This is a genomic window from Pseudoalteromonas sp. Angola-4 (assembly GCF_028599265.1).
In the GTDB taxonomy this organism is placed as follows: domain Bacteria; phylum Pseudomonadota; class Gammaproteobacteria; order Enterobacterales; family Alteromonadaceae; genus Pseudoalteromonas; species Pseudoalteromonas atlantica.
In genome coordinates, this window is sequence record NZ_JAQREK010000004.1 from 105,302 (window position 1) to 131,796 (window position 26,495).

At 41.4% G+C, this 26,495-nt stretch carries 26 protein-coding genes; 13 read left to right on the forward strand and 13 right to left on the reverse strand.

The features are described 5' to 3' along the window. The first annotated feature begins 124 nt into the window (after nt 1-124). Entirely contained in the window at nt 125-331 is a 207-nt protein-coding gene (locus tag PSH48_RS07360) for a hypothetical protein (protein WP_212750827.1), read from the forward strand. Nucleotides 332-363: 32 nt separating this feature from the next. Beyond that, the gene (locus PSH48_RS07365) at nt 364-585 is read left to right on the forward strand and encodes a hypothetical protein (protein ID WP_029773664.1); all 222 of its coding nucleotides are present in this window, start codon (nt 364-366) and stop codon (nt 583-585) included. Between the two features lie 122 nt (nt 586-707). On the opposite strand, the gene PSH48_RS07370 is transcribed toward PSH48_RS07365, so the two are convergent. Together PSH48_RS07370 and PSH48_RS07375 are read right to left on the reverse strand one after the other, a co-directional pair. Then, entirely contained in the window at nt 708-1,388 is a 681-nt protein-coding gene (locus PSH48_RS07370; RefSeq protein ID WP_004587015.1) for an SDR family oxidoreductase, read from the reverse strand. A gap of 228 nt (nt 1,389-1,616) precedes the next feature. Then, nucleotides 1,617-2,612, reverse strand: coding sequence for a DUF4382 domain-containing protein (locus PSH48_RS07375; protein WP_273611259.1), 996 nt, complete (start codon nt 2,610-2,612; stop codon nt 1,617-1,619). Nucleotides 2,613-2,958: 346 nt separating this feature from the next. On the opposite strand from PSH48_RS07375, the gene PSH48_RS07380 reads away from it, so the two are divergent. Beyond that, complete coding sequence (locus PSH48_RS07380; protein ID WP_029773660.1) at nt 2,959-3,813, forward strand: mechanosensitive ion channel family protein; 855 nt, start codon at nt 2,959-2,961, stop codon at nt 3,811-3,813. An 85-nt stretch (nt 3,814-3,898) separates the two neighbouring features. Here PSH48_RS07380 and astB read toward each other — a convergent pair whose 3' ends face one another. From astB to PSH48_RS07395, 3 genes are all read right to left on the reverse strand, one after another. Next, entirely contained in the window at nt 3,899-5,245 is a 1,347-nt protein-coding gene (gene astB / locus PSH48_RS07385) for an N-succinylarginine dihydrolase (RefSeq protein WP_273611260.1), read from the reverse strand. 412 nt (nt 5,246-5,657) lie between these two features. After that, nucleotides 5,658-6,761 (reverse strand): L-dopachrome tautomerase-related protein, encoded by a 1,104-nt coding sequence (locus PSH48_RS07390; RefSeq protein ID WP_273611261.1) that lies wholly within the window; start codon nt 6,759-6,761, stop codon nt 5,658-5,660. A 2-nt stretch (nt 6,762-6,763) separates the two neighbouring features. Then, complete coding sequence (locus PSH48_RS07395; protein ID WP_273611262.1) at nt 6,764-7,774, reverse strand: zinc-binding alcohol dehydrogenase family protein; 1,011 nt, start codon at nt 7,772-7,774, stop codon at nt 6,764-6,766. A 113-nt stretch (nt 7,775-7,887) separates the two neighbouring features. Here PSH48_RS07395 and PSH48_RS07400 point away from each other — a divergent pair, with 113 nt between their 5' ends. After that, the gene (locus tag PSH48_RS07400) at nt 7,888-8,787 is read left to right on the forward strand and encodes a LysR family transcriptional regulator (protein WP_239104515.1); all 900 of its coding nucleotides are present in this window, start codon (nt 7,888-7,890) and stop codon (nt 8,785-8,787) included. On the opposite strand, the gene PSH48_RS07405 is transcribed toward PSH48_RS07400, so the two are convergent. Continuing rightward, the gene (locus tag PSH48_RS07405; protein WP_096042724.1) at nt 8,776-9,234 is read right to left on the reverse strand and encodes a MarR family winged helix-turn-helix transcriptional regulator; all 459 of its coding nucleotides are present in this window, start codon (nt 9,232-9,234) and stop codon (nt 8,776-8,778) included. The two genes, PSH48_RS07400 and PSH48_RS07405, sit on opposite strands and share 12 nt — an antisense overlap. A gap of 135 nt (nt 9,235-9,369) precedes the next feature. Between PSH48_RS07405 and PSH48_RS07410 the strand changes: the two genes are divergently transcribed. Then, the gene (locus tag PSH48_RS07410; RefSeq protein ID WP_004587024.1) at nt 9,370-9,798 is read left to right on the forward strand and encodes an organic hydroperoxide resistance protein; all 429 of its coding nucleotides are present in this window, start codon (nt 9,370-9,372) and stop codon (nt 9,796-9,798) included. A 266-nt stretch (nt 9,799-10,064) separates the two neighbouring features. Here the strand turns inward: PSH48_RS07410 and PSH48_RS07415 are convergent, their stop codons facing one another. The 3 genes from PSH48_RS07415 to PSH48_RS07425 all read right to left on the reverse strand — a co-directional run bounded on the left by PSH48_RS07415 (nt 10,065) and on the right by PSH48_RS07425 (nt 13,497). Then, the gene (locus tag PSH48_RS07415; RefSeq protein WP_008129990.1) at nt 10,065-10,532 is read right to left on the reverse strand and encodes a nuclear transport factor 2 family protein; all 468 of its coding nucleotides are present in this window, start codon (nt 10,530-10,532) and stop codon (nt 10,065-10,067) included. 89 nt (nt 10,533-10,621) lie between these two features. After that, complete coding sequence (locus PSH48_RS07420) at nt 10,622-12,757, reverse strand: FAD-binding oxidoreductase (RefSeq protein ID WP_203987866.1); 2,136 nt, start codon at nt 12,755-12,757, stop codon at nt 10,622-10,624. Nucleotides 12,758-12,876: 119 nt separating this feature from the next. Beyond that, entirely contained in the window at nt 12,877-13,497 is a 621-nt protein-coding gene (locus PSH48_RS07425; protein ID WP_203987869.1) for a glutathione S-transferase family protein, read from the reverse strand. Between the two features lie 181 nt (nt 13,498-13,678). On the opposite strand from PSH48_RS07425, the gene PSH48_RS07430 reads away from it, so the two are divergent. The 5 genes from PSH48_RS07430 to PSH48_RS07450 all read left to right on the forward strand — a co-directional run bounded on the left by PSH48_RS07430 (nt 13,679) and on the right by PSH48_RS07450 (nt 19,797). Next, nucleotides 13,679-14,563, forward strand: coding sequence for a LysR family transcriptional regulator (locus tag PSH48_RS07430; protein ID WP_203987872.1), 885 nt, complete (start codon nt 13,679-13,681; stop codon nt 14,561-14,563). Nucleotides 14,564-14,925: 362 nt separating this feature from the next. After that, a complete protein-coding gene (locus PSH48_RS07435) occupies nt 14,926-15,279 on the forward strand; it encodes a metalloregulator ArsR/SmtB family transcription factor (RefSeq protein WP_006794425.1) in 354 nt (117 codons plus the stop codon). Between the two features lie 38 nt (nt 15,280-15,317). Beyond that, nucleotides 15,318-16,328: an ArsJ-associated glyceraldehyde-3-phosphate dehydrogenase gene (locus PSH48_RS07440; protein ID WP_203987875.1), complete on the forward strand. Its 1,011-nt coding sequence runs from the start codon at nt 15,318-15,320 to the stop codon at nt 16,326-16,328. A 31-nt stretch (nt 16,329-16,359) separates the two neighbouring features. Next, nucleotides 16,360-17,577: an organoarsenical effux MFS transporter ArsJ gene (arsJ, locus tag PSH48_RS07445; protein WP_273611263.1), complete on the forward strand. Its 1,218-nt coding sequence runs from the start codon at nt 16,360-16,362 to the stop codon at nt 17,575-17,577. A 99-nt stretch (nt 17,578-17,676) separates the two neighbouring features. Beyond that, nucleotides 17,677-19,797 (forward strand): methyl-accepting chemotaxis protein, encoded by a 2,121-nt coding sequence (locus PSH48_RS07450; RefSeq protein ID WP_273611264.1) that lies wholly within the window; start codon nt 17,677-17,679, stop codon nt 19,795-19,797. A 97-nt stretch (nt 19,798-19,894) separates the two neighbouring features. Here PSH48_RS07450 and PSH48_RS07455 read toward each other — a convergent pair whose 3' ends face one another. Beyond that, the gene (locus tag PSH48_RS07455) at nt 19,895-20,482 is read right to left on the reverse strand and encodes a TetR/AcrR family transcriptional regulator (RefSeq protein WP_024032893.1); all 588 of its coding nucleotides are present in this window, start codon (nt 20,480-20,482) and stop codon (nt 19,895-19,897) included. Nucleotides 20,483-20,614: 132 nt separating this feature from the next. Between PSH48_RS07455 and PSH48_RS07460 the strand changes: the two genes are divergently transcribed. Then, the gene (locus PSH48_RS07460; RefSeq protein WP_024032892.1) at nt 20,615-21,157 is read left to right on the forward strand and encodes a carboxymuconolactone decarboxylase family protein; all 543 of its coding nucleotides are present in this window, start codon (nt 20,615-20,617) and stop codon (nt 21,155-21,157) included. A gap of 63 nt (nt 21,158-21,220) precedes the next feature. On the opposite strand, the gene PSH48_RS07465 is transcribed toward PSH48_RS07460, so the two are convergent. After that, nucleotides 21,221-21,751, reverse strand: coding sequence for a hypothetical protein (locus PSH48_RS07465; protein WP_273611265.1), 531 nt, complete (start codon nt 21,749-21,751; stop codon nt 21,221-21,223). A gap of 53 nt (nt 21,752-21,804) precedes the next feature. On the opposite strand from PSH48_RS07465, the gene PSH48_RS07470 reads away from it, so the two are divergent. Then, nucleotides 21,805-22,188: a DUF1294 domain-containing protein gene (locus PSH48_RS07470; protein WP_273611266.1), complete on the forward strand. Its 384-nt coding sequence runs from the start codon at nt 21,805-21,807 to the stop codon at nt 22,186-22,188. A gap of 38 nt (nt 22,189-22,226) precedes the next feature. Here PSH48_RS07470 and PSH48_RS07475 read toward each other — a convergent pair whose 3' ends face one another. Together PSH48_RS07475 and PSH48_RS07480 are read right to left on the reverse strand one after the other, a co-directional pair. Beyond that, a complete protein-coding gene (locus PSH48_RS07475) occupies nt 22,227-22,583 on the reverse strand; it encodes a PEGA domain-containing protein (protein WP_096042733.1) in 357 nt (118 codons plus the stop codon). A gap of 171 nt (nt 22,584-22,754) precedes the next feature. Further along, nucleotides 22,755-24,728 carry a serine/threonine-protein kinase gene (locus PSH48_RS07480; protein WP_273605256.1) on the reverse strand — a complete coding sequence of 658 codons (1,974 nt, stop codon included), beginning with the start codon at nt 24,726-24,728 and terminating at the stop codon, nt 22,755-22,757. Between the two features lie 484 nt (nt 24,729-25,212). Between PSH48_RS07480 and tagH the strand changes: the two genes are divergently transcribed. Further along, on the forward strand, nt 25,213-26,487 hold the full coding sequence (gene tagH, locus PSH48_RS07485; RefSeq protein ID WP_273611267.1) for a type VI secretion system-associated FHA domain protein TagH: 1,275 nt from the start codon (nt 25,213-25,215) through the stop codon (nt 26,485-26,487). Nucleotides 26,488-26,495: the final 8 nt, after the last annotated feature.

Genomic DNA, 26,495 nt, shown 5'->3' on the forward strand with positions numbered 1-26,495 from the left:
TGCCAACACTAGGCATTTTCGGTTTGCTTTGAATTTAGTGTTTACGACATAAAGATTTAAGTTAGGTGTAGCCGTTTCTTAATACTTAATTCGGCGTTAGAGGTCTTCCGGTAAAGGGTAAATTGTGGACGATAATATAGATGATAACCCTGAATGGGTAACTCACGGCAAAACAATCAAGCAACTCATCAAAGAGCTGCAAACGTTCGAGAATCAAGACTTAGAGGTTCAGATTTCAGTTGATGGTGGTGAGTCCTTCAAATGCATAAGTTTAGTTGGCAAGCACAATAATGGCGGGGTTCAATATTGTGTTCTTGAAAATTTTGAGTAAATGTTTAGGCGTTATAAATACATGAGAATCTAATGAAGCAATACTCTGTAGTAAAAGTTATATCTCTTAATAAAAAGTTTATCTATTCAGAAAAAAGCTTTGGCTCAAGAGCTCCTCAAGTCGGTGATGTTGGAACAATAGTTGAAGTTTATGATGGAGCCTTTGATATTGAATGTTGCGATGAAAATGGTGTTACTATTTGGCTTGAAATATTCGAACCTAGTGATGGTGATTTAGAGTTACTGTACATATAGTAAGCTTTTATTAGTGACGAATACTTTCCCTGCATTCTATCCAGCCAGTATTTATCAAAAACACCCGTCAGGTTTAACGCCATTGGCATTAAACCTGAAAGCTCAAATTCAACCAATCATCGTTAATTAGTCGGCATTAAATATATCTCGCGCACGTTGTTGCGCTGGTTTGCTTCAATGGCAAATAGTACGGCGTCGGCCACATCTTGTGGGTCGAGTTTGTCGGGTTTTGCTTCATCAAAAAATGGAGTGTTTACCATGCCAGGGGCTATGGTGGTACAGCGGCCGTTCCACTCGCTCATTTCCTCAGCTAAGTTTTGCCCAAACCCGTAAGCAAACCATTTAGTTGCGCCATAAATAGAGCCTTTTATTGGCTTACGGCCAGCGGCTGAGCTGGTTAATATAAAGTGGCCTTTGTTTTGGCGTAAATGAGGCAGGGTTGCTTTTGCCGTCCACAGCAGGGCTTTAATGTTTATATCTATCATGGTTGACCATTCATCGGGGTCGCCTTTTTCAGTGCCTGCGGTTGAAACGCCCATACCTGCGTTGGCAAATGCGGCATCTAGTCGGCCAAATTTTTTAAGCCCTTTTGTTACTACGTTTTCAAGTTCGGTAAAGTCGGTGGCATCTGCGGGTACACTCAGTGCGTTATCTTCACCTAACGACTCAACTAGTTCAGCTAATTTATCTTCACTTCTGGCGGTAAGAATGACTTTATGGCCGTTATTAACCAATGTTTTTGCACTCGCTTCACCTATGCCACTAGAGGCACCTGTAATTAGAACTACTTTTTCTTTCGCCATGATTATTTCTCCTATGTTTACATATTCAAAATGATAAGAACGGTTTAACTAATACGTGCTATTAACTGTACCAGTTCTGGGTTAACGGGGCTTGAATGCAGGTCACTTTACGAATGAATTATTTGGATTATGTTAGGTGAGTGGCTTTAATGGGTTTTTGCAAAGGTGGAGTGTTCGTTTTTGTTATACTTTTTATAAAAAAAGCGCACCTTAAAGTGCGCTATACGTTTATTGTGTTATGTCAAAGCTAACTGAAAGGTCCTCAGTTTGCGGTACACTAATTTGCTTAAGTTGATAAACAGTGAAATCAGTATCTTCTAGCTCTGCATCGTCTATATGTGCGGTGCACGTATAGCCAAGTTGGTAGTCTCCCGGTGTAATGAAGGCAAGCTCAAACTCATATTGGTTATCGTCTTGGTCAAATACAACATTTGCGGTCGCAAGTGGGGCATCTTCTGGGGTTTGCTCATCTATTTCGTATATATCTTTAGGTACTTGAGCATCTGATGAATATAAATATACGGCGTGTCCAAACGTTGAATCTGCAGCAGTGGCGATATTGTCTGTTTCACAGTTATTAATAAGCGCTTGGCTTACTGTGCCTTCAACTTCTTGTGACTCAGAAAGATTTTGTAATCGTACGCCTCTAGGTTTTAAAAAGATCTCCTCATTATTTTGGGGATCGACCAGCGATTTTTTTAGGTCAAATTCTAAAACAAAGTCGTTATCAGTTTGGTTAAGTGTAAAGCCATCGAGTTGTATTTCGCCTACACCATCATTCCCTTTTCTTTTAACCACGAGCGGAGCAATGCTGTCGTCTTCGTATACTACGTGAGATGTAAAACTAAGGTTATTAGTATCGCCATTTATAACCTGAGCGCGGATCCACGAGTATTCGCCTGCTGGCACTTCTTGATCGTCAAGCAGCTCAAAAACATCGTCACCGGTGTAATCGAGCAAATTAACCATTTGTGGTTGAGATGCGTCAGCTTCACTTCGGGTTTCAAAACTAAATTCTTCATCGCCTTGTGTTTTAATAGTGATTGAATCAAACACGACGTTAACCGCTTTTAAACCACTAACCGGCGCATCTGACACACCAAGGCTAAAGGTTGACTTGTCGCTAGATTGTGGCGGTGTTGTGCCATTGTCATCACTTGAAGAGCCACACCCGGCTAATGCAAAAAGAACGGCGCTGCTGACTAATGTTGATTTAAAATTCATGATTTACTCCTTTAGTTTATAAAGCGAATTGTAGAAGGGCTAAGCTGAATTTAGATTGAACTGGTTTTTAGAATAGTTACTTGAAGTTAATCTTTATTTTACTTTGCGCATTTTTGAACAAAAGTATGTACGCCATAGGTTAACTAGTTTGTGAGCACTAAGGTTTTAAGTGTGAAAATTTAAGCGAAAAAAAGAAAAACTTTGCCCAATTAATTTGCTGATATAGGCACACCTTCCACTTATTTTAATGCTATCGCTTTAAAATTTTTACTATATACTCCCGCCACTTCTTTTGAAGTGTATAGATTTAATTCTTGCTGATAATCAGCCCATAGTTGGAATATGTATGAAAGATAAACTTATTGTGTTTTGGCAAAGCCATTCAGAAACAATCATCACTTTAGGTTACAAAGTGGTATTAGCCTTGGCTATTTTAGTTGCGAGTGCGCTTATTGCGCGTTCAGTAAAAAAAGCGATTAAAAATTCTAAGTCGCCATTAAAAAAAGTAGACGAAACGCTACTGCCGCTTTTATCGAGCATTGCGGGGTATTTAGTTTACATAATTGCTGGGCTGTTTATTTTAGATATTTTTGGCGTTAATACGGCAAGTTTAATAGCGCTAATGGGCGCGGCGGGTTTAGCGATTGGTTTAGCCCTTAAAAACACCTTAAGTAATATTGCCGCTGGCATTATGCTACTCATACTGAGGCCATTTAAAATAGGCGATTTTGTAGATGCGAGCGGCACGCTTGGCACAGTAAACGAAATAAACTTATTTACGACCATTTTTAAAACCACCGACGGCCTGTATATCGCATCACCTAACGGAAAAGTATGGGGCGGCAACATTAAAAACTTTACCCGTAACGGTAAAAGGCGCATGGATATAGTGGTGGGAATTTCGTACGCCGACTCTATTGATGTTGGCTTAAATGTACTTAAAGAAGTTGCCGAATCAGAAAGCCGATTACTTGCAGAGCCTGCGCCTAAAGTAATGGTTACTTCAATAGGCGAAAGCGCAGTAAATATTCAATTACGTGCATGGGCTGTAAATGGCGATTACTGGCAAACCGTGTGGGATTTAAATAAACGCGTTAAAGAGGCCATAGAAGGCGCGGGGCTGAGTATTCCGTTTCCGCAGCGAACGCTGCATATATCTGAGTCGATGGCATCGGCAATAACGGTTAATAACGGTAAATAAAACCTTTAAACACTATTAGCACAAACACAAATAAAATAGCGAGCCTTGGCTCGCTATTTTTGTATCAGCTTTTTGCTGACGAGTATTAACCTTCTAATTGAAAGTCGTATACCGAGCCTAAGTTAAGTAGCTGGGTTAGTTCATCCAGTGCTTGGTAGCTTTCGGTAAGTAGGGCTGAGTCGGCAAAGTCGCTTGCACCTAACTTATCGCGGTAGTTACGCTTTGCCCAGTCACAAAGCTGAGTGTATTTAGTATCGGTTAAAATAACCTCAGGGTTTACTGCAGCAAGTTCTTGTTGGTTAAGGGCTACACGTAAACGTAAGCAGGCAGGGCCGCCGCCATTTTGCATACTTTGGCGCAGGTCAAAAAACTGCACTTGGTTTACTGGGTTATCCGCTAAAATCATTTCTTCAATGTAGGCGTTTACTGCGCTATTACGTTGGCACTCTTGTGGCGCTACTAATAGCATTGAGCCATCATCTAGGCTTACTAATTGGCTATTAAACAAGTAACTGCTTACTGCATCGCTAATGCTTACTTTATCGGTAGGTACTTCAATTATGTATAGCTGTTTGCTGCCGGTGTAGGCATCGCGAATTTCTTGCAGGGCATCGTGTTGGTTTAAAAATGCTTGCTGGTGGCAAAGCAATACGTTTGCGTTACCTACTGCAATTACATCGTTATGAAACACGCCTTGATCTATAACATCTGGATTTTGCTGCAGTAAAATTTGGCTCGATTCTTTTAAATTATGTAATCGGCAAATGGCTTCTGAGGCTTCTAGTGTTTGCCTTGCAGGAAACTTAGCCGGTTTTGGTAACTGGCTGTTAAAGGCACTTGCGCCAAATACAAACATTTCTAGGCCTTGCTCGCCGTGGCTGTCGCAAAGTCGGGTGTGGTTAGCCGCGCCTTCGTCGCCAAAAAAGCCCTGATCGGGTAAATGCGTGTGGTGTGCAAAGTAGCTATCGTTATTAAACATGGCTTTTAGTAAGCGGGTAGTTGTAGCAGGCTCTAAGGAGCGATGAAACTTATTGTTTAAATTAGCTGAGGTAAAGTGCACTTTGCCATCGAGGGTGTCTGGCGATGGAGAAACAGTAGCGGCATTGGCAGTCCACATTGCAGAGGCCGAATAACACGCGCGCAATAAAATAGGGTCGGCTTTAAATGCTTTATGAATAACTTGCGAGTCGTTGCCGGTAAAACCTAGGCGACGTAGTACGTTTAAATCGGGGCGTGCATGGGGCGCAAACACACCTTGTGTTAGGCCTTTGTCGTGCATGGCTTTCATTTTTTCAAGGCCTTGTAACACAGCTTCTTGAGGGTTTGAAAAACTTGCCGCATTATTTAACGAGGCAACGTTACCATACGATAAACCCGCATAGTTGTGAGTAGGGCCAACTAAGCCATCAAAATTTACTTCTAAGGCGTGCATACACGTTCCAATCATATTGTTTTTAGTTACTTAACAATACAACGCAATGGCCGCGCTTGCAAAGCCTATAAATACGAAATTTATCGGCTGTAAACTCGCTCTTTATCGCACGTGGTATGGGTATTACTCGGATCGTTTACCTGCCATACGCTAATGTCTAAACGCCATAGTAGGTAAAGGGTGTGGTATAGGTTAGCCATGGTATTTTCCTTGAAAGTTTCACTGAACACATCTGTACTTTGAAAGAATTATGCCAACTGTTAATTGAATATTTTATGAATACAAATCAGATATTTATTAAAACACTAAAAATAACTTTTGAGCGCTTAGCACCACTTTGGGGCTAAAAGGCTTAAAAGTTGCACCAAAAAGCCACGCAGCAGGTGCGTGGCGTATGGGTTATACGCTGTATTTAGCGCCCTACTTTACCCTTTACTAGTGGGTCGAACGACAGCACACTAAATTTTCCTTGGCTGGCATTTTTACCGTTATTTAATACTGGCGAGCGGTGTAGCTCATCTACGGTAAAATATATTTTATGATCGGCGCCATAACTAAAGCCATCAGGCCAGCTTAAGCGCTCGTCTTTAAATAATACCTGATATTTACCGCTTGGTTTTACTACACCAATTGCGCCGTTGGTTATGTCGGTAACATACACATTGCCGCCGCCATCAACAATAATGCCATCTGAAATTGGTTTAGTGCCGTAACGCGTTACTTTACTTTCAAGGGCGCTTGCGCTCAGGCTTTTATTGTTAATATCGCTTGTGGCAATACGATAAACCGACGTGCCAGACATAGAGCCAAAGTAAAGCCACTGTTCACTTGGGTCGAGTGTGATTGGGTTTACGCCTAAACGTGCTGGTTGGCCGCCTAGTTTCATGGTGCGCCCTTCAATGACCATGTCGATGTTTTCGGCTGTGGTGTATGGGCTATTTTGTAAGACTCTGCGCGCCTCACCTGTTTTTAAATTTACGGTAATAATAGCGGCTTGGCTGCCTTGTGCGGTGTCGGCAATGTATACAACGCCGTGTTTATTATCGATAACTAAATCGTTTAAAAACGAGGTGTCGGTAATGGTGGGTTTAGCTAAATAAATTATTTTATGCAGCTGCTCTTTGTTGGTATCCCATCCGACTAAACGCCCAGCATGATCAGGGCCTGATGTATCAAGCATCCATAACACGCCATCGGCAGATACATTTATGCCAAGTACGTCGTAAAAGCCTTTGCCGTTTTTGTACGCGTATGCCCATTCTTCATTAGGGTAGGGTTTGGTGGTGCCATCGCTTAATAGCTCCATAATTTTTTGTTTTTGGCCGTAAAAACCATGTACCGATAAAAACTTACGACCCGATGGCGTAATAGCAATATTACCTGGTGGGTGTTGTGCATCAAATGTAGCAACTGTTTTTAAATCGGTGTGCGTAGGTTGGGAATTCGCAAACACACTGCTGGTTAAAAACGCAGTGCTACAGGCTGCAACTAAAAGTATTTTTTTAATCTGGTTCATGCTTAAAAGCCTTCTAAAACAAGTTTACCGCGTGAGGTGTGCGATTCTAAAATTTGATGCGCTTTATATAAATTAGCGGCGTTAATTAATCCTAAATTTTGCCCAAGCGTGGTTTTAAGTATACCTGCGTCTATCAGCTCACTAATTTCATTAAGTAAGGTGTGCTGCGCTGTTATATCGGCGGTAGTAAATAGCGAGCGGGTAAACATAAACTCCCAATGCACTGAAATACACTTACGCTTAAACTTTAAAATATCGAACGATGTAGGGTCATCTATTAGCGCAAATTTACCTTGCGGTTTAATACACTCCACTATTTGGTCTTGGTATTGGTCGGTATGGGTTAAGCTAATAACGTAATCAAACTCAGCTAAACCCAGTTCTTTGCGCTGCTCGTTTAAGTTTTTAGTATGATTGAGTACATGATCCGCTCCTAACTCTTTAAGCCAGGTTACGCTTTGCTCGCGTGATGCAGTACCTACCACCTTTAGCCCCGTAAGCTGCTTGGCAAGCTGTACTAAAATAGATCCAACGCCACCTGCGGCGCCAATAACTAAAATAGATTGCTGAGTATTTTGCTTATTTTTAGGCACTTGTAAGCGCTCAAACAGCATTTCGTAGGCGGTAATACTGGTTAGCGGCAGCGCTGCGGCTTGTGCGTCGGTTAATGTTTTAGGCGCACCCCCTACAATACGCTCATCAACTAATTGAAATTGCGCATTACTACCTTGGCGCGATAAATCGCCAGCGTAAAATACACGATCTCCCACATTAAATAACGATACCGACTCGCCAACGGCTTTTACAACGCCTACGCCGTCCCAGCCTAATACTTTGTAGCCTTGCTCTGGCGCTACATTTGCACGTATTTTTGTATCTACAGGGTTTACCGAAATAGCCTTTACTTCAATAAGTAGGTCGTGCCCGCTGGCTGTTGGGGTATCAAGCTCAATTGCTTGTATAGAGCTTGCTGTAAGCGTTTTAGTGTTTTTGGTGTAGCCAAATGCTTTCATGTGCGTTCCTGATGATTTTAACCAAGTGTTTTTAACTTATAAGCACTATAGCTCAGTTGAAAAATAGAAAAAGACATGAAAAACTAAAGCACTTTCAAATTTTAATTGAAAATATGCGATCATTTAACGATATTCAAACTTTTATGGATGTAGCCAGTTGCGCCAGTATTTCTGAAGCTGCACGGCAAAACGAGCAAACCCCAGCGGCGGTAAGTGCAGCTATTAAGCGCCTAGAAAAAGACTTAGGAAACGTGCTGTTTATTCGCTCTACTCGCAGCTTACGCTTAAGTGTGGCAGGGGAGCAGTTTTTAAGTTACGCCAAAGACTCCCTTTCGCTTATTCAACAAGGGGTAGCTGCAGTACAAACCGCAGTGGGCGAAGTAACGGGAACGCTACAGGTATCGGCCCCGTGCGACTTAGGGCGCAATAAACTAAGTGAATGGCTTAATGAGTTTTTAGCACACTACCCGAATGTAAAACTTAAACTGCACTTAAGTGACGAAGTAAGCGACATTTACAGCCAATCAATTGATATTGCACTGCGCTTTGGTGTACCAAAAGATTCGCAGTTAATTGCAGCGCCACTTTTTTTAAATAATGCGCGTATTTTAGTGGCCTCTGCTGAGTATATTGCTAAAAATGGATTGCTTACACATCCACTTAATTTAACGCAGCACACCACCATTACCTTTATGCGCTTTGGCGAGGTGTTTAAAGAGTGGCGATTTTATAAAAATGGCGCAGTGCAAAAAGTACAGCTAAATTGCCAACACATAGTAAACGATGGCGAAATGGTTAGGCGCTGGGCGCTAGAGGGCAAAGGCATTGCGTATAAGTCGTACTTAGATGTAATTGATGATTTAGCAAGCGGGCAACTCGTTCATTTATGCCCCGAGTGGCAAAGCGATCCGCTACCGCTTTATATGATGTACGCCGACCGACGCCAAATGACCCCGGTGATCAGCGCATTTAGGGCGTTTATTCAACAAAAAATAACCGCGTTAGTTGGCTAACTCATCATCGTTTTTAGTTGTTAAATCGCTTATTACTAAATCAAGCAGCTGCATTAGCTGTTTGGCTTGTGTGGGGTCTACACTTTCAAACTTACATAATATAGTTTTTGGAATATCAGCAGCTTCGTTTTCAAGGGCTTGCCCACTTTGGGTAAGCTGAATTAGGCGCTTACGCTTATCGTGCTCATCTTTAATAACAGCCAGTAGAGACTTTTCGGTCATTTTTTTGAGTATTTGAGTCATAGCACCGCCATCAATAGCGGTTTTATCTATTAGCTGCGCTATGGTTATTTTGTCTTGCTCCCACAGCGCCATCATTACTACATACTGCGGATACGTTAAATTAAGTGCAGCTAAAGGCTCACGGTAAGCACGTGCAATGCTATTTGATGCCATATATAACCTATGACACAGCTGATTTTTTAATTTTAATTGCTCAAATGACATACCCAACTCCTAGTGCGTTAATACCTTCAACTCACAAAACATTTTAATTTGCATGCAAAGTATTTGCAATCTCTAATTACTTGCCCTATTATTTTGCATGCAAACTAAATTAATTGATAAACTTTGGAGTTCACTATGAATGTATTACAAAACGTTGCCTACACAGCAAAAGCGACTGCAACCGGTGGTCGTGAAGGTGTAGCTAAATCAGACGATGGCCGTTTAAATGTAAACTTATCAACCCCAAAAGGGCTAGGTGGCGACGACGGACAAGGCACAAACCCAGAGCAATTATTTGCAGCTGGTTATGCAGCGTGTTTTATTGGTGCACTAAAATTTGTAGCCGGTAGCGAAAAAATTGCGCTACCAAGTGATACACACATTAACTCTGAAGTATCTATTGGCGCGATTGAAGGCGGTTTTGGCATTGCAGTTAAATTAGCTGTATCACTCGGTGATATGGATAAAACAGCAGCGCAAGAGCTGGTAAATAAAGCACACCAAGTATGCCCATACTCAAACGCTACTCGCGGTAATATTGAAGTAGAGCTTTCGGTTATTTAATTAACTGATCACTTAGCATTGTAATAGCCCAGTGGTTTGCCACTGGGCTTTTTTGTATGCAAAGTTTATGAAATAGCTTTATAAATACATGAAAACAGCATGATTAAATTAACCCATGTACCATCAATTGACACAGCTGTATTTGTCTTGCAGTGATTAAGTAAGCAGCTCTTTAATGCTGAAAAATGTTGGGAGGATGAAAAGGGTTAAGGCGTTCTGCATGAACGCCGATAGAGGGCAAACTTTATCGTCTGTATTGGGTGTGCTTACAACCCTAACTCCGACAGTCCTGGGTGATCGTCGGGGCGGCGCCCTTGGGGCCAGTGAAATTTGCGCTCTGATTCTTTGATGGGTAAGTCGTTGATGCAAGCAAAGCGGTTTTGCATTAAGCCATTTTCATCGAATTCCCAGTTTTCGTTGCCGTAGGAGCGAAACCAGTTGCCGCTGTCGTCGTGCCACTCATACGCGTAACGCACGGCAATACGATTTTCAGTGAAAGCCCATAACTCTTTTATCAGCCTATATTCCAATTCTTTTTCCCATTTTCCTGTTAAAAATGCAGCGGCTTCTTCGCGGCTGTTCACGAAAGAGCTGCGATTACGCCATTTGGTATCCACTGTATAAGCAAGTGATACCTTTTCAGCGTTACGGCTGTTCCAACCATCTTCTGCTAGACGCACTTTTTCGATGGCGCTTTCGCGGGTAAAAGGGGGCAGTGGTGGGCGTGTACTCATGTTTAAATCCTCTTTGGGTAAAGTAACGTTGAATAACTTGTATAGGTTTCATCAATAAGTGACTTTGAATATTAGCCTGTTTAATTGAGCTACAAATCTAATATAACAGTGTCGCAATCTTTCGCTGGCACAGCGCAGCATAACAATACGTCTGATGGGTCAATATGCGCACTTGGCTTGGTGCGATACGTTACAGCACCACTTTTTAGTTTAACCGCACATGAGCCACATTGGCCGCTGCGGCAACTGTATGGTGGCGTAAGTCCTTTGCTTTCGGCCACCTCTAGCAAGGGGCTATCACCTTTATTCCAGCTTTGTTCAATACCCGAGTGGGCAAACTTTATCACAGCAGATTCAGCCTCTAGCTCAGCGTGGTTGCTGGTATCTGTTGATTGGCGAAGTAAAGATGATGGCCCAAACGCTTCGGCATGAATATCTTGATCTTTTACCCCAATGCCGATCAGTAAGTCATACATACTTTGCATAAAACCTTGGGGGCCACACAGATAAAAGTCTTTGTCGAACAGCGATGGGAAATCGACGCTATGCTCTGTGGCCATTGCATTGAGTACGTCCATTACCAAGCTTTGGCTAATTCGCCCTTGGGAAGTGTAATTGTTCGACGCCGCAGAACTCTCTGTCTGAGCGTAGTGAATATCACTTAACACAGAATAATACTGAATACGCCCAGCGCTTCGCTTAGCAATGTTGCTCAGTTCTGCATAAAAAGCGCGTTGCTCACTGTTTTTGGCCGCTTGAATAACTGCCATTGGGCGGATATAGCGAGTGCGTATACCTTCATTAACTGCATCATTAGCCATGGCTACCATTGGCGTTATGCCCACACCCGCACCTATTAAAATGGCTGGGCGCTGTTGTGTGTTATCGATAAAAAAATGGCCGCTTGGTGCTTTAATCTGTATTTCACTGCCAATCGATATTCGAGAATGCAAGGTACTTGATACCAGACCATACTCTTCACGTTTTACTGAAATACGATAACCACTTTGCGTTGGGGCACTGGATACAGTGTAATTGCGCACAAGCCAGTTTTCAGTATTTTGCTGCTTAATACGCAGGGTTAAATGTTGCCCTGGGGAAAATGGCAGTACGGGAGAGTCATCTTTAGGCTGTAAATAAAATGAGCGGATTGTACTACTCTCGTCTTCGGTTTTACTGACGGTAAATGCGCGCCACTGGTTGCGTTTAGCTTGTGCTTTAACGATTGCTTCTGCCTGTGACCAAGTACCCGTTGCTTCAGAATTGGGAGAATAGCTGTCGAATTGAGCGCGAAATGGCAGTGCCGCTTTTAATGTCACCCCTTGGGTTAGGGTAAATTGCCAGCCGCGCTGCGCACCTTGAAACCCTTTAATTATCGGTGAGTCACTCGCCAGCAAGGTAACCGTGCCGGTTAACATAAAAACATCGCCGCTGGTAAAATCAACAAACAATAACCCTGCCTTGGGGTTGACTAAGAAGTTTCCCAGCGTATTGAAGAAGTTATTTCCTGCATAATCAGGAATGGTGAGGGTGTTTTCGTCAACCTTTATAAAACCTGGCATGCCACCACGGTGTGACACATCAACCCCCATAGCATTACGGGCAGATACCTGACGGTTTACTTCGTTTGCAGGTTCGTGACCCGCAGAACTGGCAACAAAAAACGTATCCGCTTGGCGGATAAAGGCCTTTAGGCTATCACTTAGTTCAAAAAACGTTTCAGCGCGCGGGGCCTTGTATGGCGCATCTGGCGAACGGATAAAGTGAAGGTCGCGAGTTTGAATATATTGCGGACAATTGCCAAAAGATTGCTCAACCTCTAAAGCAAACTGGTTGTTCGCTGCGCTGGTAACACAAGCGTTGACGCGATTTCTACGCCGGGTCGACATTTCTAACCCCAATAAACCCAATCGAGCACCTTGTGTGATTGCTGCTGCTAATGGATCACCTGATAAAATTGGGGTGTTTACTGTGAGCTGAGTCGGGGAAGGGGACTGCACGAAGCCGGGCTTTCCAGGCAAAATTGACGCCCAAAGTTGCCCCTTATCTGATGTACTACCCAGCACCATAAACGGCAGTTGTTGGAAAAACTGCCTGTGCTGATCTGGCATAAATTCGCGGATCGCGCGGCGGCCAATAGTACGCATTTTTTCGTAACTTCCGGCACGTCTTTGCATTTGCTGTTCACCTTCGTGAAAAGCACTTGAAGTAATGTGTGTGTTCATAATGACTCCATTAGCGCAGTGCGCCGGAAAAGCATTTGCCAAAAATATTAAACTGGTGATGCAAAAGAATGTCGGGCTCAAACCTATTCATTGAAAGGCAGAGCCGCTTTAACAAATACTTACTTTACCAGTCCCGCTTTTGTAGCCTGCATAGGAACGAAACCGCTTAACCCTTCTACGTTAGATAACCAGCGACGTATATTCGGATATGGGTCAAGAGATACATCCCCCTCGGGAGCGTGGGCGACATAGCTGTATATCGCAAAATCAGCCAAGCTCACTTTATTAGCCACCAAGAAGTCATTGCCATTGAGTTGCTGTTCCAGTTTTGTTAGGGCTTTTGCTGCTGTTTCTTTAGCGAAAACAGGATCAACCGGCGAGTTGAAAACATTAATTAACCTCGCTGCACCAGGACCGTAGGATATCTCTCCTGCAGACATGGCAAGAAAACGATGCATCTCAGCTTCGCTGGCAAGATCTTGCGGAATATATGAAGGTGCGTATTTGCGTGCCAAGTAAATCAAGATTGATATTGAATCGTGGATTACCACGTCAGAATCCTCAATTACTGGTACTACACCTAATGGATTGAGAGCCAAAAAGGGGGCTTGTTTATGCTCCCCCGCGGGTAAGTCTACATAAATAACTTCATGGGCTATGCCTGCAACACTCGCAAATAACTCTACTCGGTGGGCATGACCGGATAATGGAAAACCGTGAATTTTAATGGCGTTTGACATGATATTTACCTTATTTAATCGTTAACTAATGACTTTTGCTGTTAGCCACTGACCTGTCGTGACATGGGTAAATATTAGGCGCTGCGTTTCTTATGAACAATATGTTGATTTATGGAATAACTATGTACAGAATGTTCACAAATTGGGCAAAGCATTACACGAAGCAATATAAGGAGCTCTTATGGATACACTTGACGGCATGCGCACGTTTATTGCGGTGGCAAAGCAAAAATCTTTCACAGGTGGTGCTAAGCAACTAGGCATAAGCACTAAACTGGCGAGTAAATACATTGCTCAGCTGGAGCAAAAACACGGTGCTTTGTTGTTCCACCGTACTACGCGCAGTGTTACGTTGACCGAAACTGGGCAGGCGTATTTTGTGCGATGCGTTCCTTTGTTGGAACAATTTGAAGAGCTAGAAGATGTCATTCAGCATCGGCAGTCTGATCTGTCTGGCACGGTTCGCTTAACCGCACCTACCGCATTTGGCAGTACTAAATTAGTCGATGCACTGGCCCCATTTTTAGCCAAGCATCCGAAAATTAATGTTGAGTTGAACCTGTCTGATCAGTACGTGGCTATTATCGATGAAGGTGTGGATGTTGCTGTGAGGTTTGGGCCGTTGAAAGATTCAACGCTGATCGCAAAAAAATTGATGGATATGCGTATTGTTTTCTTTGCCTCTCCTGAGTATTTAAAGCGCAATGGCAAACCAAGCCATCCCCGTGCGCTGGCAACACACAATTGTTTATTGCAAACTTCTCAAAACGACCCTGAAAACTGGAAGTTCAAGGAAGATGGCAATACGTTCACCGTTAATGTTAGCGGCGATTTTGCTTCTAACTCCCCCAGAGCAGTAACCCACATGGCTTCTCAAGGGCTGGGAATAGGCATGGGCCCGCAATACGTGACAGAGCCTTACGTAAAAGACGGCTCATTGCAGTTACTGTTCGAACCCTACGAAGCAAGCATATTGGAGCTAAATGCAGTGTATGCTTCAAACCGCCACTTACCGGCAAGAATACGAGCATTACTTGATCATCTTGCGCTTTCTTTTGCAACTTAGTGGTAATTACCTCAATAGCTACTGTGCAGGCACAATGTATAACGTATCTGCTTATTGATTTAGAATTTGCTCGTGAAGTAGAGCAAAGCGTAGGGCATCTTTTTATCGCACAGACCTGCGTAAATACCTTGTTAGCATAAGGCTTTAAATGGCAGCAGCGATAAAGCACACCAAGTATGCCCATACTAAAACGCTACAAAAGCCCAGGGGTTTGCCACTGGGCTTTTTTGTGCGCTGCAATTTACTAGAGATCACATTAATTGAAGTGGGCTTTTAAATAAACATACGAAAAATCGTATATTCACTATTTCATATATTCTCATTTTGTTTTATTGTATGCACACTAACTAAACGAGGATGCTATGGAACAACTCAACCCACTACAATTTTACAAATGCTTAGCCGACGATACACGCTTAAAAGCCATGTTATTAATTAGCCATGAGCAAGAGCTGTGTGTGTGTGAGCTTGTTGCAGCGCTGGAACTTAGCCAACCTAAAGTGTCGCGCCATTTAGCGCAGCTTAGGCAATGTGGCTTATTGAGCGACCGTAAGCAAAATCAATGGGTGTATTACAGCATTAATAAAGCCTTGCCGGAGTGGGCTCTTAGCGTAATAGCACAAACCAAAAACGAAAATTCTGCGTTTTATAACGACGATTTAAATCGACTCAATGCTATGGGTAATCGCCCAGAGCGTGCAGCAAGCTGCTGTTAATTAAGCAAATTGATATAACTTTACTAAAGGTATTTATTATGACAATTAAAGTAGGTATTAACGGCTTTGGCCGTATGGGACGTTTAACACTGCGCGCAGCACTAGAGTGGCCAGAAGTAGAATTTATTAAAGTAAATGATGTTGCAGGCGATGCTAAAACACATGCCCATTTATTAGAGTTTGACTCAGTGCACGGGCGTTTAGCGCACAGCGTTACAGCAAACGAGAATAGCTTTAGTGTAGGCAAACACACTATTGCAGTTACCAATAATAAAACCATTAGCGATACCGATTGGTCTGATTGCGATGTAGTGATAGAAGCCAGCGGTAAAATGAAAACCACTGAGCTGTTAAATCAATATTTAGCACAAGGTGTTAAGCGCGTTGTGGTAACCGCTCCGGTAAAAGAAGACGGCATTTTAAATGTGGTTATGGGCGTTAACGATAATTTATATAACCCAGATGAGCACAAAATTGTGACTGCGGCTTCGTGTACGACTAACTGTTTAGCGCCTATTGTAAAAGTACTGCAAGAAAAAGCAGGCATAAAGCACGGCTCAATGACCACTATTCACGATATTACCAATACCCAAACTATTATTGATGCGCCACATAAAGACTTACGTCGTGCTCGTTCATGCGGGACAAGTTTAATACCTACCACAACCGGTAGTGCAACAGCCATTACGCATATATTCCCTGAGCTAAAAGGTAAGTTAAATGGCCATGCCGTGCGCGTACCGTTAACTAACGCATCTATTACCGACTGTGTATTTGAGCTTGAGCGTGGTGTAACTGCCGCTGAGGTGAATGAATGGTTTGCTCAAGCGTCTAAAAATGAGCTTGCTGGCGTATTAGGTTATGAAGAAAAACCACTTGTATCGATTGATTACAAAACCGATCCACGCAGTAGCATTATTGATGCGCTTTCTACCATGGTTATTAATAATACCCAGCTTAAATTATACGCTTGGTACGATAACGAATGGGGCTACGCTAATCGTACTGCCGAGCTTATGCTTAAAGTTGCTAAAAGTGACTTGGTTTAACCATTAATTAAAGGTTTTAAGGGCGTTAACCATGTTTGAGCAACTCGCTAATTTACCTACAGCAATAAAACAGTATTTAATAATTACTGGTAATTACTGGGCATTTACCTTAACCGATGGCGCACTACGTATGCTGGTGGTGCTGCATTTTCATCAGTTAGGGTATGGTGCGCTGGCCATTGCCATGCTGTTTTTGTTTTACGAAATTTTTGGTGTGATCACCAATTTAGTGGGCGGTTGGCTAGGGGCTCATTTAGGCCTTAATAAAACTATGAACTTTGGCTTGGCGCTGCAAATAATGGCGCTTGCCATGTTATGTGCGCCAAATGAATGGCTCACCGTAGCTTATGTTATGGCGGCGCAAGCGCTTAGCGGCATAGCAAAAGATTTAAATAAAATGAGCGCCAAAAGCGCCATTAAACACTTAGTGCCCGAGGGAGAAAGCGGCCAAGGCCAGCTTTACAAATGGGTGGCTATTTTAACGGGCTCTAAAAATGCGTTAAAAGGGGTCGGCTTTTTTTTAGGTGGCTTACTCCTTACGGTACTGGGTTTTGTAGGTGCTTTAAAAGCCCTAATTTTATTACTCACTATTGCGTGGATTATTAGCGTTGTATTTTTAAAAGGCGACATGGGCAAGGCTAAAAATAAGCCTAAGTTTAAAGAGCTATTTTCTAAATCCCGTGCAATAAATTTATTAAGTGCAGCACGATTATGCTTGTTTGCCGCGCGTGATGTATGGTTTGTAGTGGCTTTACCTATTTATTTAGCCCAGCAGTTTAACTGGAATTTTTGGTGGGTAAGTGGCTTTATGGCGCTTTGGGTAATTGGCTACGGTGGTGTGCAATCGCAAGCGCCGCGTATTACCGGCACCAGTAACTCAAACGTTGATACCGTTAAACATGCCTATTTATGGGTGTTGCTGCTAAGTGGTGTAACAGCACTATTAGCTCTTTTTATGCAGCTTGATGTGGCCGTGCATGCTACGCTGATTATAGGTTTGCTTATTTTTGGCGGTGTATTTGCCGTTAATTCATCAGTGCATAGTTACTTAATTGTCAGCTTTGCTAAAAGCGATGGTGTATCGCTTGATGTTGGCTTTTATTATATGGCCAATGCCATGGGGCGTTTACTGGGCACGGTGCTTTCGGGGTGGGTGTTTCAGGTTTATGGCTTTGTAGCGTGTTTGTGGGTGAGCGTTGCTTTACTCATAGGTGCCACGATAACCACTGCTATTTTGGCCAAGCGTTAGGCCTAATTGTTCAAAAAACTTAAATTATTTTATGTTATTGATGGCTTGATGCAGTTTGTATATTAAACTGTAGGGGTGTTTTAACAAAAGGTAATTTAAGTGCGAGAACTCACGTTAGCAAAAAAGTTATTATGGATAACAGTAGGGAGTACATTTTTAACAGTATTAGTACTTTCTGGGGTTTTATGGTGGCAAATGTCATCAAACAGCGAGGCGCTCGCTAAAGAATCTGAAGATTATATCGTGGCCGAAGTTGAGCAAAAGCTTAACGCAAACGCGGCTGCTTACGGCGAGAAAATTGCCGGATTTATCAACGAAGCTTACCGAATTCCAAACTCATTAGCTGCATTACTTGGTGATGCGGCTAATACTCAAACATTAAACCGCGACACGGTAGTGAGCATTAACCGCTCTATACTTGAAAAAAATCGGTTTCTATCGTCAATTTATTCGCAGTTTGAAGCCGATGCCTTTGATGGGCAAGACGCGCAATTTAAGCAAGGATATAAACACTCAGTTAATGGCGATGGCACGTTAGAGGTATATATAACGCGTGATCAAAACGGCATTATTGAGCAGCAAAAAGTAGCTAACGCTGCCGATAAATACCTGACCTCGTTAAACGAATTTGGTATTCGTGAAGCGCATTGGTATTTATGCGCAAAAGATACACTTAAGCCCTGTATTATGGAACCTTACCTTTACGAAATACCTTCTGGCGATTCGGTTATGCTTACCTCTTTAACCGTACCTATTACTAAATCGGGCCGCTTTATTGGTTTAGCAGGCGTTGATTTAACGCTCCCTACGTTTCAGGGCTTAACCGAAAAGCTTTCGAGCGAACTTTATAACGGCCAAGCAAAAGTAACACTTTTAAGTGATATAGGTTTAATTGTAGGCAGCAGTCATTATAAATCTAAATTAGGCCGCCCATTTAAAGAGGCGGTTAGTAGCAATACTTACAGTGAGCTGGTTAAATTTAAAGGGCAACATGGCCTTTTTAAAACACCTAGCGAGTATTTAGTTAACTACCCAATTAACATTAAGCTGGCTAACACTCAGTGGAGCCTACTTATTGAAGTGCCAAGTAATTTAGCACTAGAGGGGCCTAATGCCTTAGCTAAAAACATGAGTGACTCGGCCAATCAGCTCGGTGTTGTTATTTTAATAACCGGTGCTGTTATTGCTTTAATCGCTTTTATTATTATGAAAGTAGTAGTAGGCACTGTGGTTGCACCCCTTGAGCAAATTCAACAACGTGTAGATAACCTTGCCAGCTCAGAAGGTGACTTAACTCATACGCTCCATGTAGATACCCACGCAGAGCTAATTGCGCTTGCGGGTGGTTTTAATGCCTTTTTAGCTAAGTTACGTGGCTTAATTGCAGAGCTTAAAGATGTATCGTCGCAAACAAAACAGCAAGGCGAAATAGCACAGCATATCGCTATTGATACCAAGCATAATGTGCAATCGCAGTTTCAAGAAATTGAAAGCGTAGTGACCGCTATGAACGAAATGAGCGCCACCGCACTTGAAGTTGCCAGAGCCTCTGAGCAATCTGCTCAACAAGCAGATGAAATAAATGGTTTAGTGGTTAGCAGTGAGTCGAGCTTGTCATCGGCTATGAGCCAAGTGAAAACCATGTCTGAAGAAATAAAAGAAGCCAACCAAGCGGTTGAAAAAGTGGCTTCGCGTAGTAAAGATATTACGCAAATTTTAGATGTGATAAGAACCATTTCGGAGCAAACCAACTTACTTGCACTTAATGCCGCCATTGAGGCAGCACGCGCTGGCGAGCACGGCAGAGGCTTTGCGGTAGTTGCCGATGAAGTACGTGCACTGGCGTCTAAAACACGCTCATCTACCGATGATATTAGCCAACTTATAGATAGCTTATTGTTAGAAGTAGGTAATGCATCAACCGTAATTGAAAAAGGCGTAGTACGCGCGCAAAGCGCAGTAGACGAAACCTCAGTGGCGTTTGACGCGCTGCACAGTGTGGTAGTAAAAGTAGATGAAATTACTAATCAAATTACCCACATTGCCACCGCCGCCGAAGAGCAAAGCTTAGTAACCGAAGAGATAAACCGTAACCTTACGCTTATTTCTGATGCTGCATCGCAACTTGCTGATTTATCTACCCAAGCGGGCGATAGCAGTGAAGCGCTTAATGCATTGGTAGCGCAGCAAGATAGCGAGCTTAATAAACTTAAAACGTAAGTAAAGCTCAACCCTAGCAAATATAAAAAGCGGCTAATTCACACGAATTAGCCGCTTTTTTTAGTTGAGACTTTTTAGAAGTTAGTAAAACGAAACGTTATAGCTTTTTGATCAAGGCAAACATTTGATTGATCATTGGCTGCGCTAATTGCTCAACCCCTGGGCGGTTAAAATAGCCACGCAGCCCAGTAAACTGTACCTGAAAAAACTGCGCGTATTCAAGCGCGGTAAGGTTGCTGCTTAGCTCATTATTTTTAATGGCTTGAGCAAACAAGGTGGTTAAGTAGGCTTCAAACTTTGCTGATAGGTCTAAGCTTAGCTCGTATAACGAGGCGTCTTTTTCTGCAAATTCGCTGTTTGCTTTTACCAACATACAAATAGCACTTGGGCTACAGTCTTTGGTTTTAATAATTACGTTTTCTACAAACGCACGCAAACCACCTAAAACAGAGTCAGAACTTGCTAAAAACCCGTCAATTTGGCTTTTCATTTGTACTGTGTAGTCTTTTAAAGACTCGCTGTATAGGCCTTCTTTAGAGCCAAACGCCGCATATATACTGCCTGGGCGCATGTTAATGGCTTCTTGTAAATCGCGGGTTGAGGTGGCGTTAAACCCCTTTTCCCAAAACAATTGGCTTGCAACGCGAATTACATTATCGCGCTCAAATTTAACTTTGTTTGCCATTTTAATCTCAACTATTTTGAACGTATGCTCAATTTTAACTTGAACAGTCGCTCAAAATCAAATAGTATGTGTCTCGAAGTTACTTAACCTGACACTAGGTTACTCAAACACATTAATTTATTGGAGCAGAACATGGCAGAATTTACGTTATATACTCAAGACAACGCACCAGAAGAATCAAAATCGCTTATGGCTGATTCAGTAGCAGCATTTGGCATGTTGCCTAACCTTCACGCCGTAATGGCCGAAGCGCCTACGCTACTTAAAGGTTACCAAGTACTGCACGAGTTATTTCAAAACACCTCGTTTAACGCAGAAGAGCTAACTGTGGTATGGCAAACAATTAATGTTGAGCACGAGTGCCATTACTGTGTACCAGCACACAGCGCAATTGCCGCTTCAATGAATGTAGACCAAGATATTGTTGATGCCCTAGTAAACAAAACACCACTTGCAGATGCAAAACTTGAAACACTACGTGAAACCACACTTGCAATGACACGCGATCGCGGCGTAATTAGCGATGAGCAAATTGAAAAGTTTTTTGCAGCAGGTTACGGTAAACAGCAACTACTAGAAATTGTTGTAGGCTTATCGCAAAAAGTAATGAGCAACTACACTAACCACCTTGCTGATACACCAGTTGACGAACCATTTAAAAAGTTTGCTAAATAATAGCGGTTTTATAAATAACAAAGGCAGCTTAGGCTGCCTTTTTGTATTGTAAGCGAATGGCCATTATTTAAATTTAACAGCTTTAGTGCTGCGTGTATAAGTACGCTGCTCAGGCTTAGTCCACTCACCCTTTTTTAAATAAGAAGTTGAAACTACAAACGTATCGTTTTTTAGCTCGCTGATCGAGCGCACTTTAGTAATACCTTCTTTACTGCCAGTTACCTCTTCATACGCTACAAATTGGGTAGGGCTGAGCACTTTCATGGTGCCTTTTGTGTAAAAACCTGCGGTAGTAAAATAGTAAAACACCAATGACTCTTTTTTACTGTCGTAAAAAATCATTGATTCCCCACCATACTCACCTTCATTAATAGAGTGCTTGGTATGTATAGCTTTACCATTTAATGCGCGCTCCCAGTGGCCAACATCTTGTACAGGTTTTGCACCTTTAGGTACGTCAAAATCGGCCTGCCAAGTACCTAAATAAGGTTTAAATACAGCGAGTTCTTTATCAAGGTTACTTGGGGTATCAGCGGCGAAACTATTAAAGGTGTATAAGCATAATACTAAAAATAGGGCTTTAAAGTATGTCATAATTTGGCTCTTATTATTTTGGTTTAACTCTTTTTAGTATAGGCGATCATGAATTGATAAAGAAAACATTAATCACCTTCTCACTGCTTTTTTTGGTCGCAGTATGGCAAGCTCATTGGCTTTATAATATGAGCATTTATATACCAAGTTACTTTACAGGTTTAAGCTTTTTTACTTTTATAATGTACGCATGGGATAAACGACAAGCTAAACAATCAGCGCATAAAAAAGTAAACCGCACACCCGAGCGCACGCTTCAGTTACTGTCGTTACTAGGCGGTTGGCCCGGCGCACTCATTGCACAGCAATGGCTTAGGCATAAATCGCAAAAACGTCGTTTTATAGTGGTGTTATGGCTGTGTATTGTTGGGAATGTGAGTGTAATAGGGGCTATTACATTTTTTGCAGGAAACATGAGAGTTATGCCTTTAAATTAATGTGTATTTAAAGGCATAAATACAATTTTACACGGTGTTTAGTTTGCAGCTTCAGTTTTGGCTACTTCATCTAACTCTACTGTAAGTATGGTTTTTTTATCAACCACAACCCACTTACGATAAGTTTGGTAACCTGGTTTGCTTACCTCAACATCGTATTCACCTTCTTTTAGTTCGATCGCGTCTTGGTATACCGGTTTGATATTCATAATACGTACGCGAGCGTCATTAGGGTTAGTAATTACGGTAAGTGAGATTGGAGCAACCACTTCGGCTACTTCAGCCTGAACATCGGCAACATTGTCTTCAACTTTTTGTTCAGTTTCATTCATATTTGAAGTGTTTGCACAGCCACTTAAGATGAGTAATGCTGCAAGTGCGGTTATTTTTTTCATTGGTACTCCATAAATCATTATAGTAATTAAAATTGCGAAATATCATGGAGGAGTACAAGCGTTAGCTTAACTCGTCGTCCTTGACTTTCGTCGGTAAAACTAAGTGTTCATCAACTTTTAAAGTGTATTGTAAAAGCAAAGCCACAATCGCTTTGCTTTACTGTTTATAAGTTACAATAAAACATTATCAAGTGATTGAGTAATGGCTTCACTTCGCTCTACTAGTTGTTCAGCAGTACGATACATTTTTCTCTTCATTAAGGTATTCGCCATTGTAATGTATCGTTTAGATAACTCTTGCTTTAAAGAAACCAAAAGCGAAAAGTCTGATGGTAAATCCACTGACTCCACGTTAATCTGCTCTTCAAATTCTAATAGTTCTTTGTATTGTTCAATGCCTTCCAGCTTTTCTGTGTAGCGATTAAAGCGTGGCTGATAAAATACAACAGCATCTGCAGTTGGAAATTGTGCTTGCTGGCCTTTATTTACTTTTTCCTGATACAAGGTGAGTGCATCGATTGCCGACTCTCTTTTGAGCAGCTCAGCAAATTGCAGCTCTTCTTTTTGCGTATTAGTAAAGATGGCTTTCCCTACGTTTAATAACGCTTTTTGTGCAATAACGTCGTCTTCTTGTATAGCTTTGTCGAGCGCTAGCTTGTAGTTATCAAAGTGAATTTGTGAAGGCTGATAGACGTACGTGTCATCGACCTGTTTTAAATCGATAATTAACTGAGGAATACTATTGTTATCAACTTCGTTATAACGAGATTGCTCTAAAAGTAAATTAATTCGCGATGTAATATCAAAAATAATAGATTGTCTTTCTCTTAAAATGCTTTCCAGTTGCACAGAAAGCTTTTCTGAATCTGGGTAGTATTCAAGTGCCTGAGTGTATACATCTATTGTTTCGTCGAAGTTCTTAAACTTATCACCACTATTATTTAGTTGATTAGCCATACCATCAAAGCTTTGCAAAACACTCTCTTGATTTACACGCAATAAGCCTTGCTTTAAAACTTCGTATTGCGGCGGTATTTCAGAAAGCTTATCGAGTATGCTTGGGCCATTCCACGACATCCACGTTTTTACTTGCTGATTTATCGCCTGAGCATTGTCTAATTTTGCTTCGAGCTGTTTTACATTGTTATCGTTAGATAAGTAATATTGCCCTGCTAATACTGTAGCAATCACTAAGCTTGCTACTAGTGCGATAGCTGGTTTGTAATTATGGTTTAATTTAGCAGTAATGGGGTCGAGTGAACTTAATCTATCAGAAGCGTTTAATGCAATTGCTTTATTTAAGCTACCCCACAACCATAATGGGCAGTTACTAGGGCGTTTGGCCGTGGCATCTTTTGCTAGCTTATCAGCTGCTACGCGATTAAATGGATGTTTGCTGCTTAATAGTTCAAGCGCTATACATGCGTAAGAAAATACATCATCTTTAACTGATGCTTCTGCACCTTTAAGTTGCTCCGGGCTTGCATAGGTGGGGGTGTAACCACCTACAACTGCGGCATTTTGTTGGTTTTGAACAGCATAGGCATCTTCAATGGTTTTATGTTTTGCAATACCAAAATCAAGTACTTTTAAGTTGCCGTTAGAATCAAAAATAATATTCGATGGCTTTAAATCATTGTGGATAACACCGCGTGCATGCGCGTAAATCAGTGCATCAGCTAACTGCTCTAAAATCACTTTGGCTTTTTTAAACACCATGCCAGTGGGTTTATTTCTTTTTATTATTTGCTCAAGTGTTTCGCCTTCAACAAGCTCCATTGTTACATAGTGAAGATCGCCATCTGAACCTGCTGAATAGACTTTAACTATATTAGGGTGAGCTAACTGTTGTGTTTTAGTGGTTTCATCTTTTAGGAGAGTGATGGCCTCTTCTGATTGTGAAAACTCTTCGAGTAACACCTTTATCGCCACAAACACTTCAGGGCGGCTTGGGCTTTCTAAAAATAAATCCCTTGCGCGATAGATATAACACATACCGCCTTGGCCAATTAATTCTTCAACCAAGTAACGAGCAGATATTTTTTTGCCAATTAGATTGAGCTTATTTTTAGCTTGGGGTTTTTTGAGATTTGAATCAAGCGACGCTATCTGAGTTTTATCGTTAGAATTATTGATACCGCTCATTATAAATCCTTTTATTGTGTATATATAAATAATTGCAAAGGTGAATTTTTATCGTTTTTATCAATTCTCCCTTTGATAACGGCAGTATTTTTACAAAAAAAGATTACTTTAGCAATCTTTCTAGCGTAGAAGTTTCATACAAAATTAATTATGTCGCCTGTTTGAACTCACTTAAAATTTGTTTTTATTTTTAAACTTAAAAAATAACGTGCTTAAAAGGGCTGTAAAAGGCGTAAAAGGTACATTCATCGGTAATTTTCACTTTATTTTGCTTAGGGTTAAGTTTGTTGCAGTGTGCTGAAAAAAGGAACATTCAAACGGTAATTTAATTATTGGATTTCATGTTTTTAGGTTTATTAAATTTATCATTGTCTTCAAAATTAAATATATGTGTATATTTTTATATATTAATTTCAATGTTGACAATAGTTTCGCTTCTACTTTATCCTAATAAAAATGTAGATTTATGGGACTAACTTATCAAATGGAACTGATACTAAATATAACTAGTTATCATAGACTCTCGCCTGAAATTGAAGCTTCTAAAACAACTAAACACTCTCTTATTTTTGGCCGCTCGGAAGCGTGCGATTGGCACTTGCCTGATCCTGAAAAAATAATTTCTAGCCGACACGGCCGTATTGAAAAAGAAGGGGATTCGTTTTACTTATACGATACCTCGACTAACGGAACGTTTGTTAATTTTGGCGTGTCTGCGCTTGGTCAAGGTAATAAACACCGTTTAGCGCACAGTGATGTGATTACTGTGGGGGACTTTCAAATTGAAGTCGAGTTAGCTGATTCTCAATCTACGACAGCATACACTGAAGCACGCCCAAATACGGATGACTTTGCACTAAGAAATAGTGCCCCGGCACCTGAAATAGATAATTTTTCTTCAAGTGACTTATTTTTAAATGAATCTATTTTAGATGAGTCAATGCCTGCTGTTTCAATGAAAGAAGAAAACATGGCACAGCCTGATAATCAAATTCCTGAAAATTGGGATGAGTTATCACATTTAATGAACCCTGATGTGTCAGTCTCACCGCAAAACCATTTTGATGATGTTGCAGTGGCAGAACAACCCGTTAAAGTTGTGCCACAAAAAACACCAGAACCCGTTAAGCAGCCAGTAAAACAAGCGCAAACACACGCTAGTACCGCAAGCGCTAATTCCGCTTTATCTGAGGCGTTTTTAAAAGGTTTAGGTGTTAAAACTGAGCTTCAAAATGCCCTTAATACACCAGAGTTGTGGTTTGAAATGGGGCAAAGTTTAAATTTATTATTAAACGAGCTGATGGAGTCATTAAGACAACGAGCATTGGTAAAAAATCAATTACGTTTGAATCAAACCATGTTTCAAACAAAGCAAAATAATCCTATAAAATTTTCTGCTGATATTGATGATGTTATTCAGAATTTATTCATAAGAAATAGTGCAAGCTTCCTGTCGTCTCGTGAATCGATTAAAGAAAGTTTTACTGATACACGAAGACATGAACATGCTTTATTAGCAGGAGCTGATGGTGTACTTAAAGGGATTTTAGAGCAGGTTTCTCCCCAGCAGATCACCCAGCAAGTAAATGAAAACTCTAATGTATTAAAGATTATTCCAGGCCAGTCAGAAGCAAAATGTTGGAAGATATACCAAAGCCTTCATGAAGAGCTAGCGCATGATGTTAATGCTAAAGGCGCTATGGCGTTATCTGACGATTTTTTGAAGGCTTACAATGATAAAACTCAAGAAACGTTTTAGGAAGGAAA

Coding starts and splice junctions, on each gene's coding strand:
- PSH48_RS07455 (WP_024032893.1), bottom strand. CDS start 20,482: ATGGCAAACAAAGTTAAATTTGAGCGCGATAATGTAATTCGCGTTGCA.
- PSH48_RS07390 (WP_273611261.1), bottom strand. CDS start 6,761: ATGAACCAGATTAAAAAAATACTTTTAGTTGCAGCCTGTAGCACTGCG.
- PSH48_RS07365 (WP_029773664.1), top strand. CDS start 364: ATGAAGCAATACTCTGTAGTAAAAGTTATATCTCTTAATAAAAAGTTT.
- PSH48_RS07375 (WP_273611259.1), bottom strand. CDS start 2,612: ATGAATTTTAAATCAACATTAGTCAGCAGCGCCGTTCTTTTTGCATTA.
- PSH48_RS07480 (WP_273605256.1), bottom strand. CDS start 24,728: ATGAGCGGTATCAATAATTCTAACGATAAAACTCAGATAGCGTCGCTT.
- PSH48_RS07395 (WP_273611262.1), bottom strand. CDS start 7,774: ATGAAAGCATTTGGCTACACCAAAAACACTAAAACGCTTACAGCAAGC.
- PSH48_RS07475 (WP_096042733.1), bottom strand. CDS start 22,583: ATGAAAAAAATAACCGCACTTGCAGCATTACTCATCTTAAGTGGCTGT.
- tagH (WP_273611267.1), top strand. CDS start 25,213: ATGGAACTGATACTAAATATAACTAGTTATCATAGACTCTCGCCTGAA.
- PSH48_RS07460 (WP_024032892.1), top strand. CDS start 20,615: ATGGCAGAATTTACGTTATATACTCAAGACAACGCACCAGAAGAATCA.
- arsJ (WP_273611263.1), top strand. CDS start 16,360: ATGTTTGAGCAACTCGCTAATTTACCTACAGCAATAAAACAGTATTTA.
- PSH48_RS07400 (WP_239104515.1), top strand. CDS start 7,888: ATGCGATCATTTAACGATATTCAAACTTTTATGGATGTAGCCAGTTGC.
- PSH48_RS07380 (WP_029773660.1), top strand. CDS start 2,959: ATGAAAGATAAACTTATTGTGTTTTGGCAAAGCCATTCAGAAACAATC.
- PSH48_RS07435 (WP_006794425.1), top strand. CDS start 14,926: ATGGAACAACTCAACCCACTACAATTTTACAAATGCTTAGCCGACGAT.
- PSH48_RS07420 (WP_203987866.1), bottom strand. CDS start 12,757: ATGAACACACACATTACTTCAAGTGCTTTTCACGAAGGTGAACAGCAA.
- astB (WP_273611260.1), bottom strand. CDS start 5,245: ATGCACGCCTTAGAAGTAAATTTTGATGGCTTAGTTGGCCCTACTCAC.
- PSH48_RS07405 (WP_096042724.1), bottom strand. CDS start 9,234: ATGTCATTTGAGCAATTAAAATTAAAAAATCAGCTGTGTCATAGGTTA.
- PSH48_RS07440 (WP_203987875.1), top strand. CDS start 15,318: ATGACAATTAAAGTAGGTATTAACGGCTTTGGCCGTATGGGACGTTTA.
- PSH48_RS07465 (WP_273611265.1), bottom strand. CDS start 21,751: ATGACATACTTTAAAGCCCTATTTTTAGTATTATGCTTATACACCTTT.
- PSH48_RS07425 (WP_203987869.1), bottom strand. CDS start 13,497: ATGTCAAACGCCATTAAAATTCACGGTTTTCCATTATCCGGTCATGCC.
- PSH48_RS07370 (WP_004587015.1), bottom strand. CDS start 1,388: ATGGCGAAAGAAAAAGTAGTTCTAATTACAGGTGCCTCTAGTGGCATA.
- PSH48_RS07410 (WP_004587024.1), top strand. CDS start 9,370: ATGAATGTATTACAAAACGTTGCCTACACAGCAAAAGCGACTGCAACC.
- PSH48_RS07430 (WP_203987872.1), top strand. CDS start 13,679: ATGGATACACTTGACGGCATGCGCACGTTTATTGCGGTGGCAAAGCAA.
- PSH48_RS07415 (WP_008129990.1), bottom strand. CDS start 10,532: ATGAGTACACGCCCACCACTGCCCCCTTTTACCCGCGAAAGCGCCATC.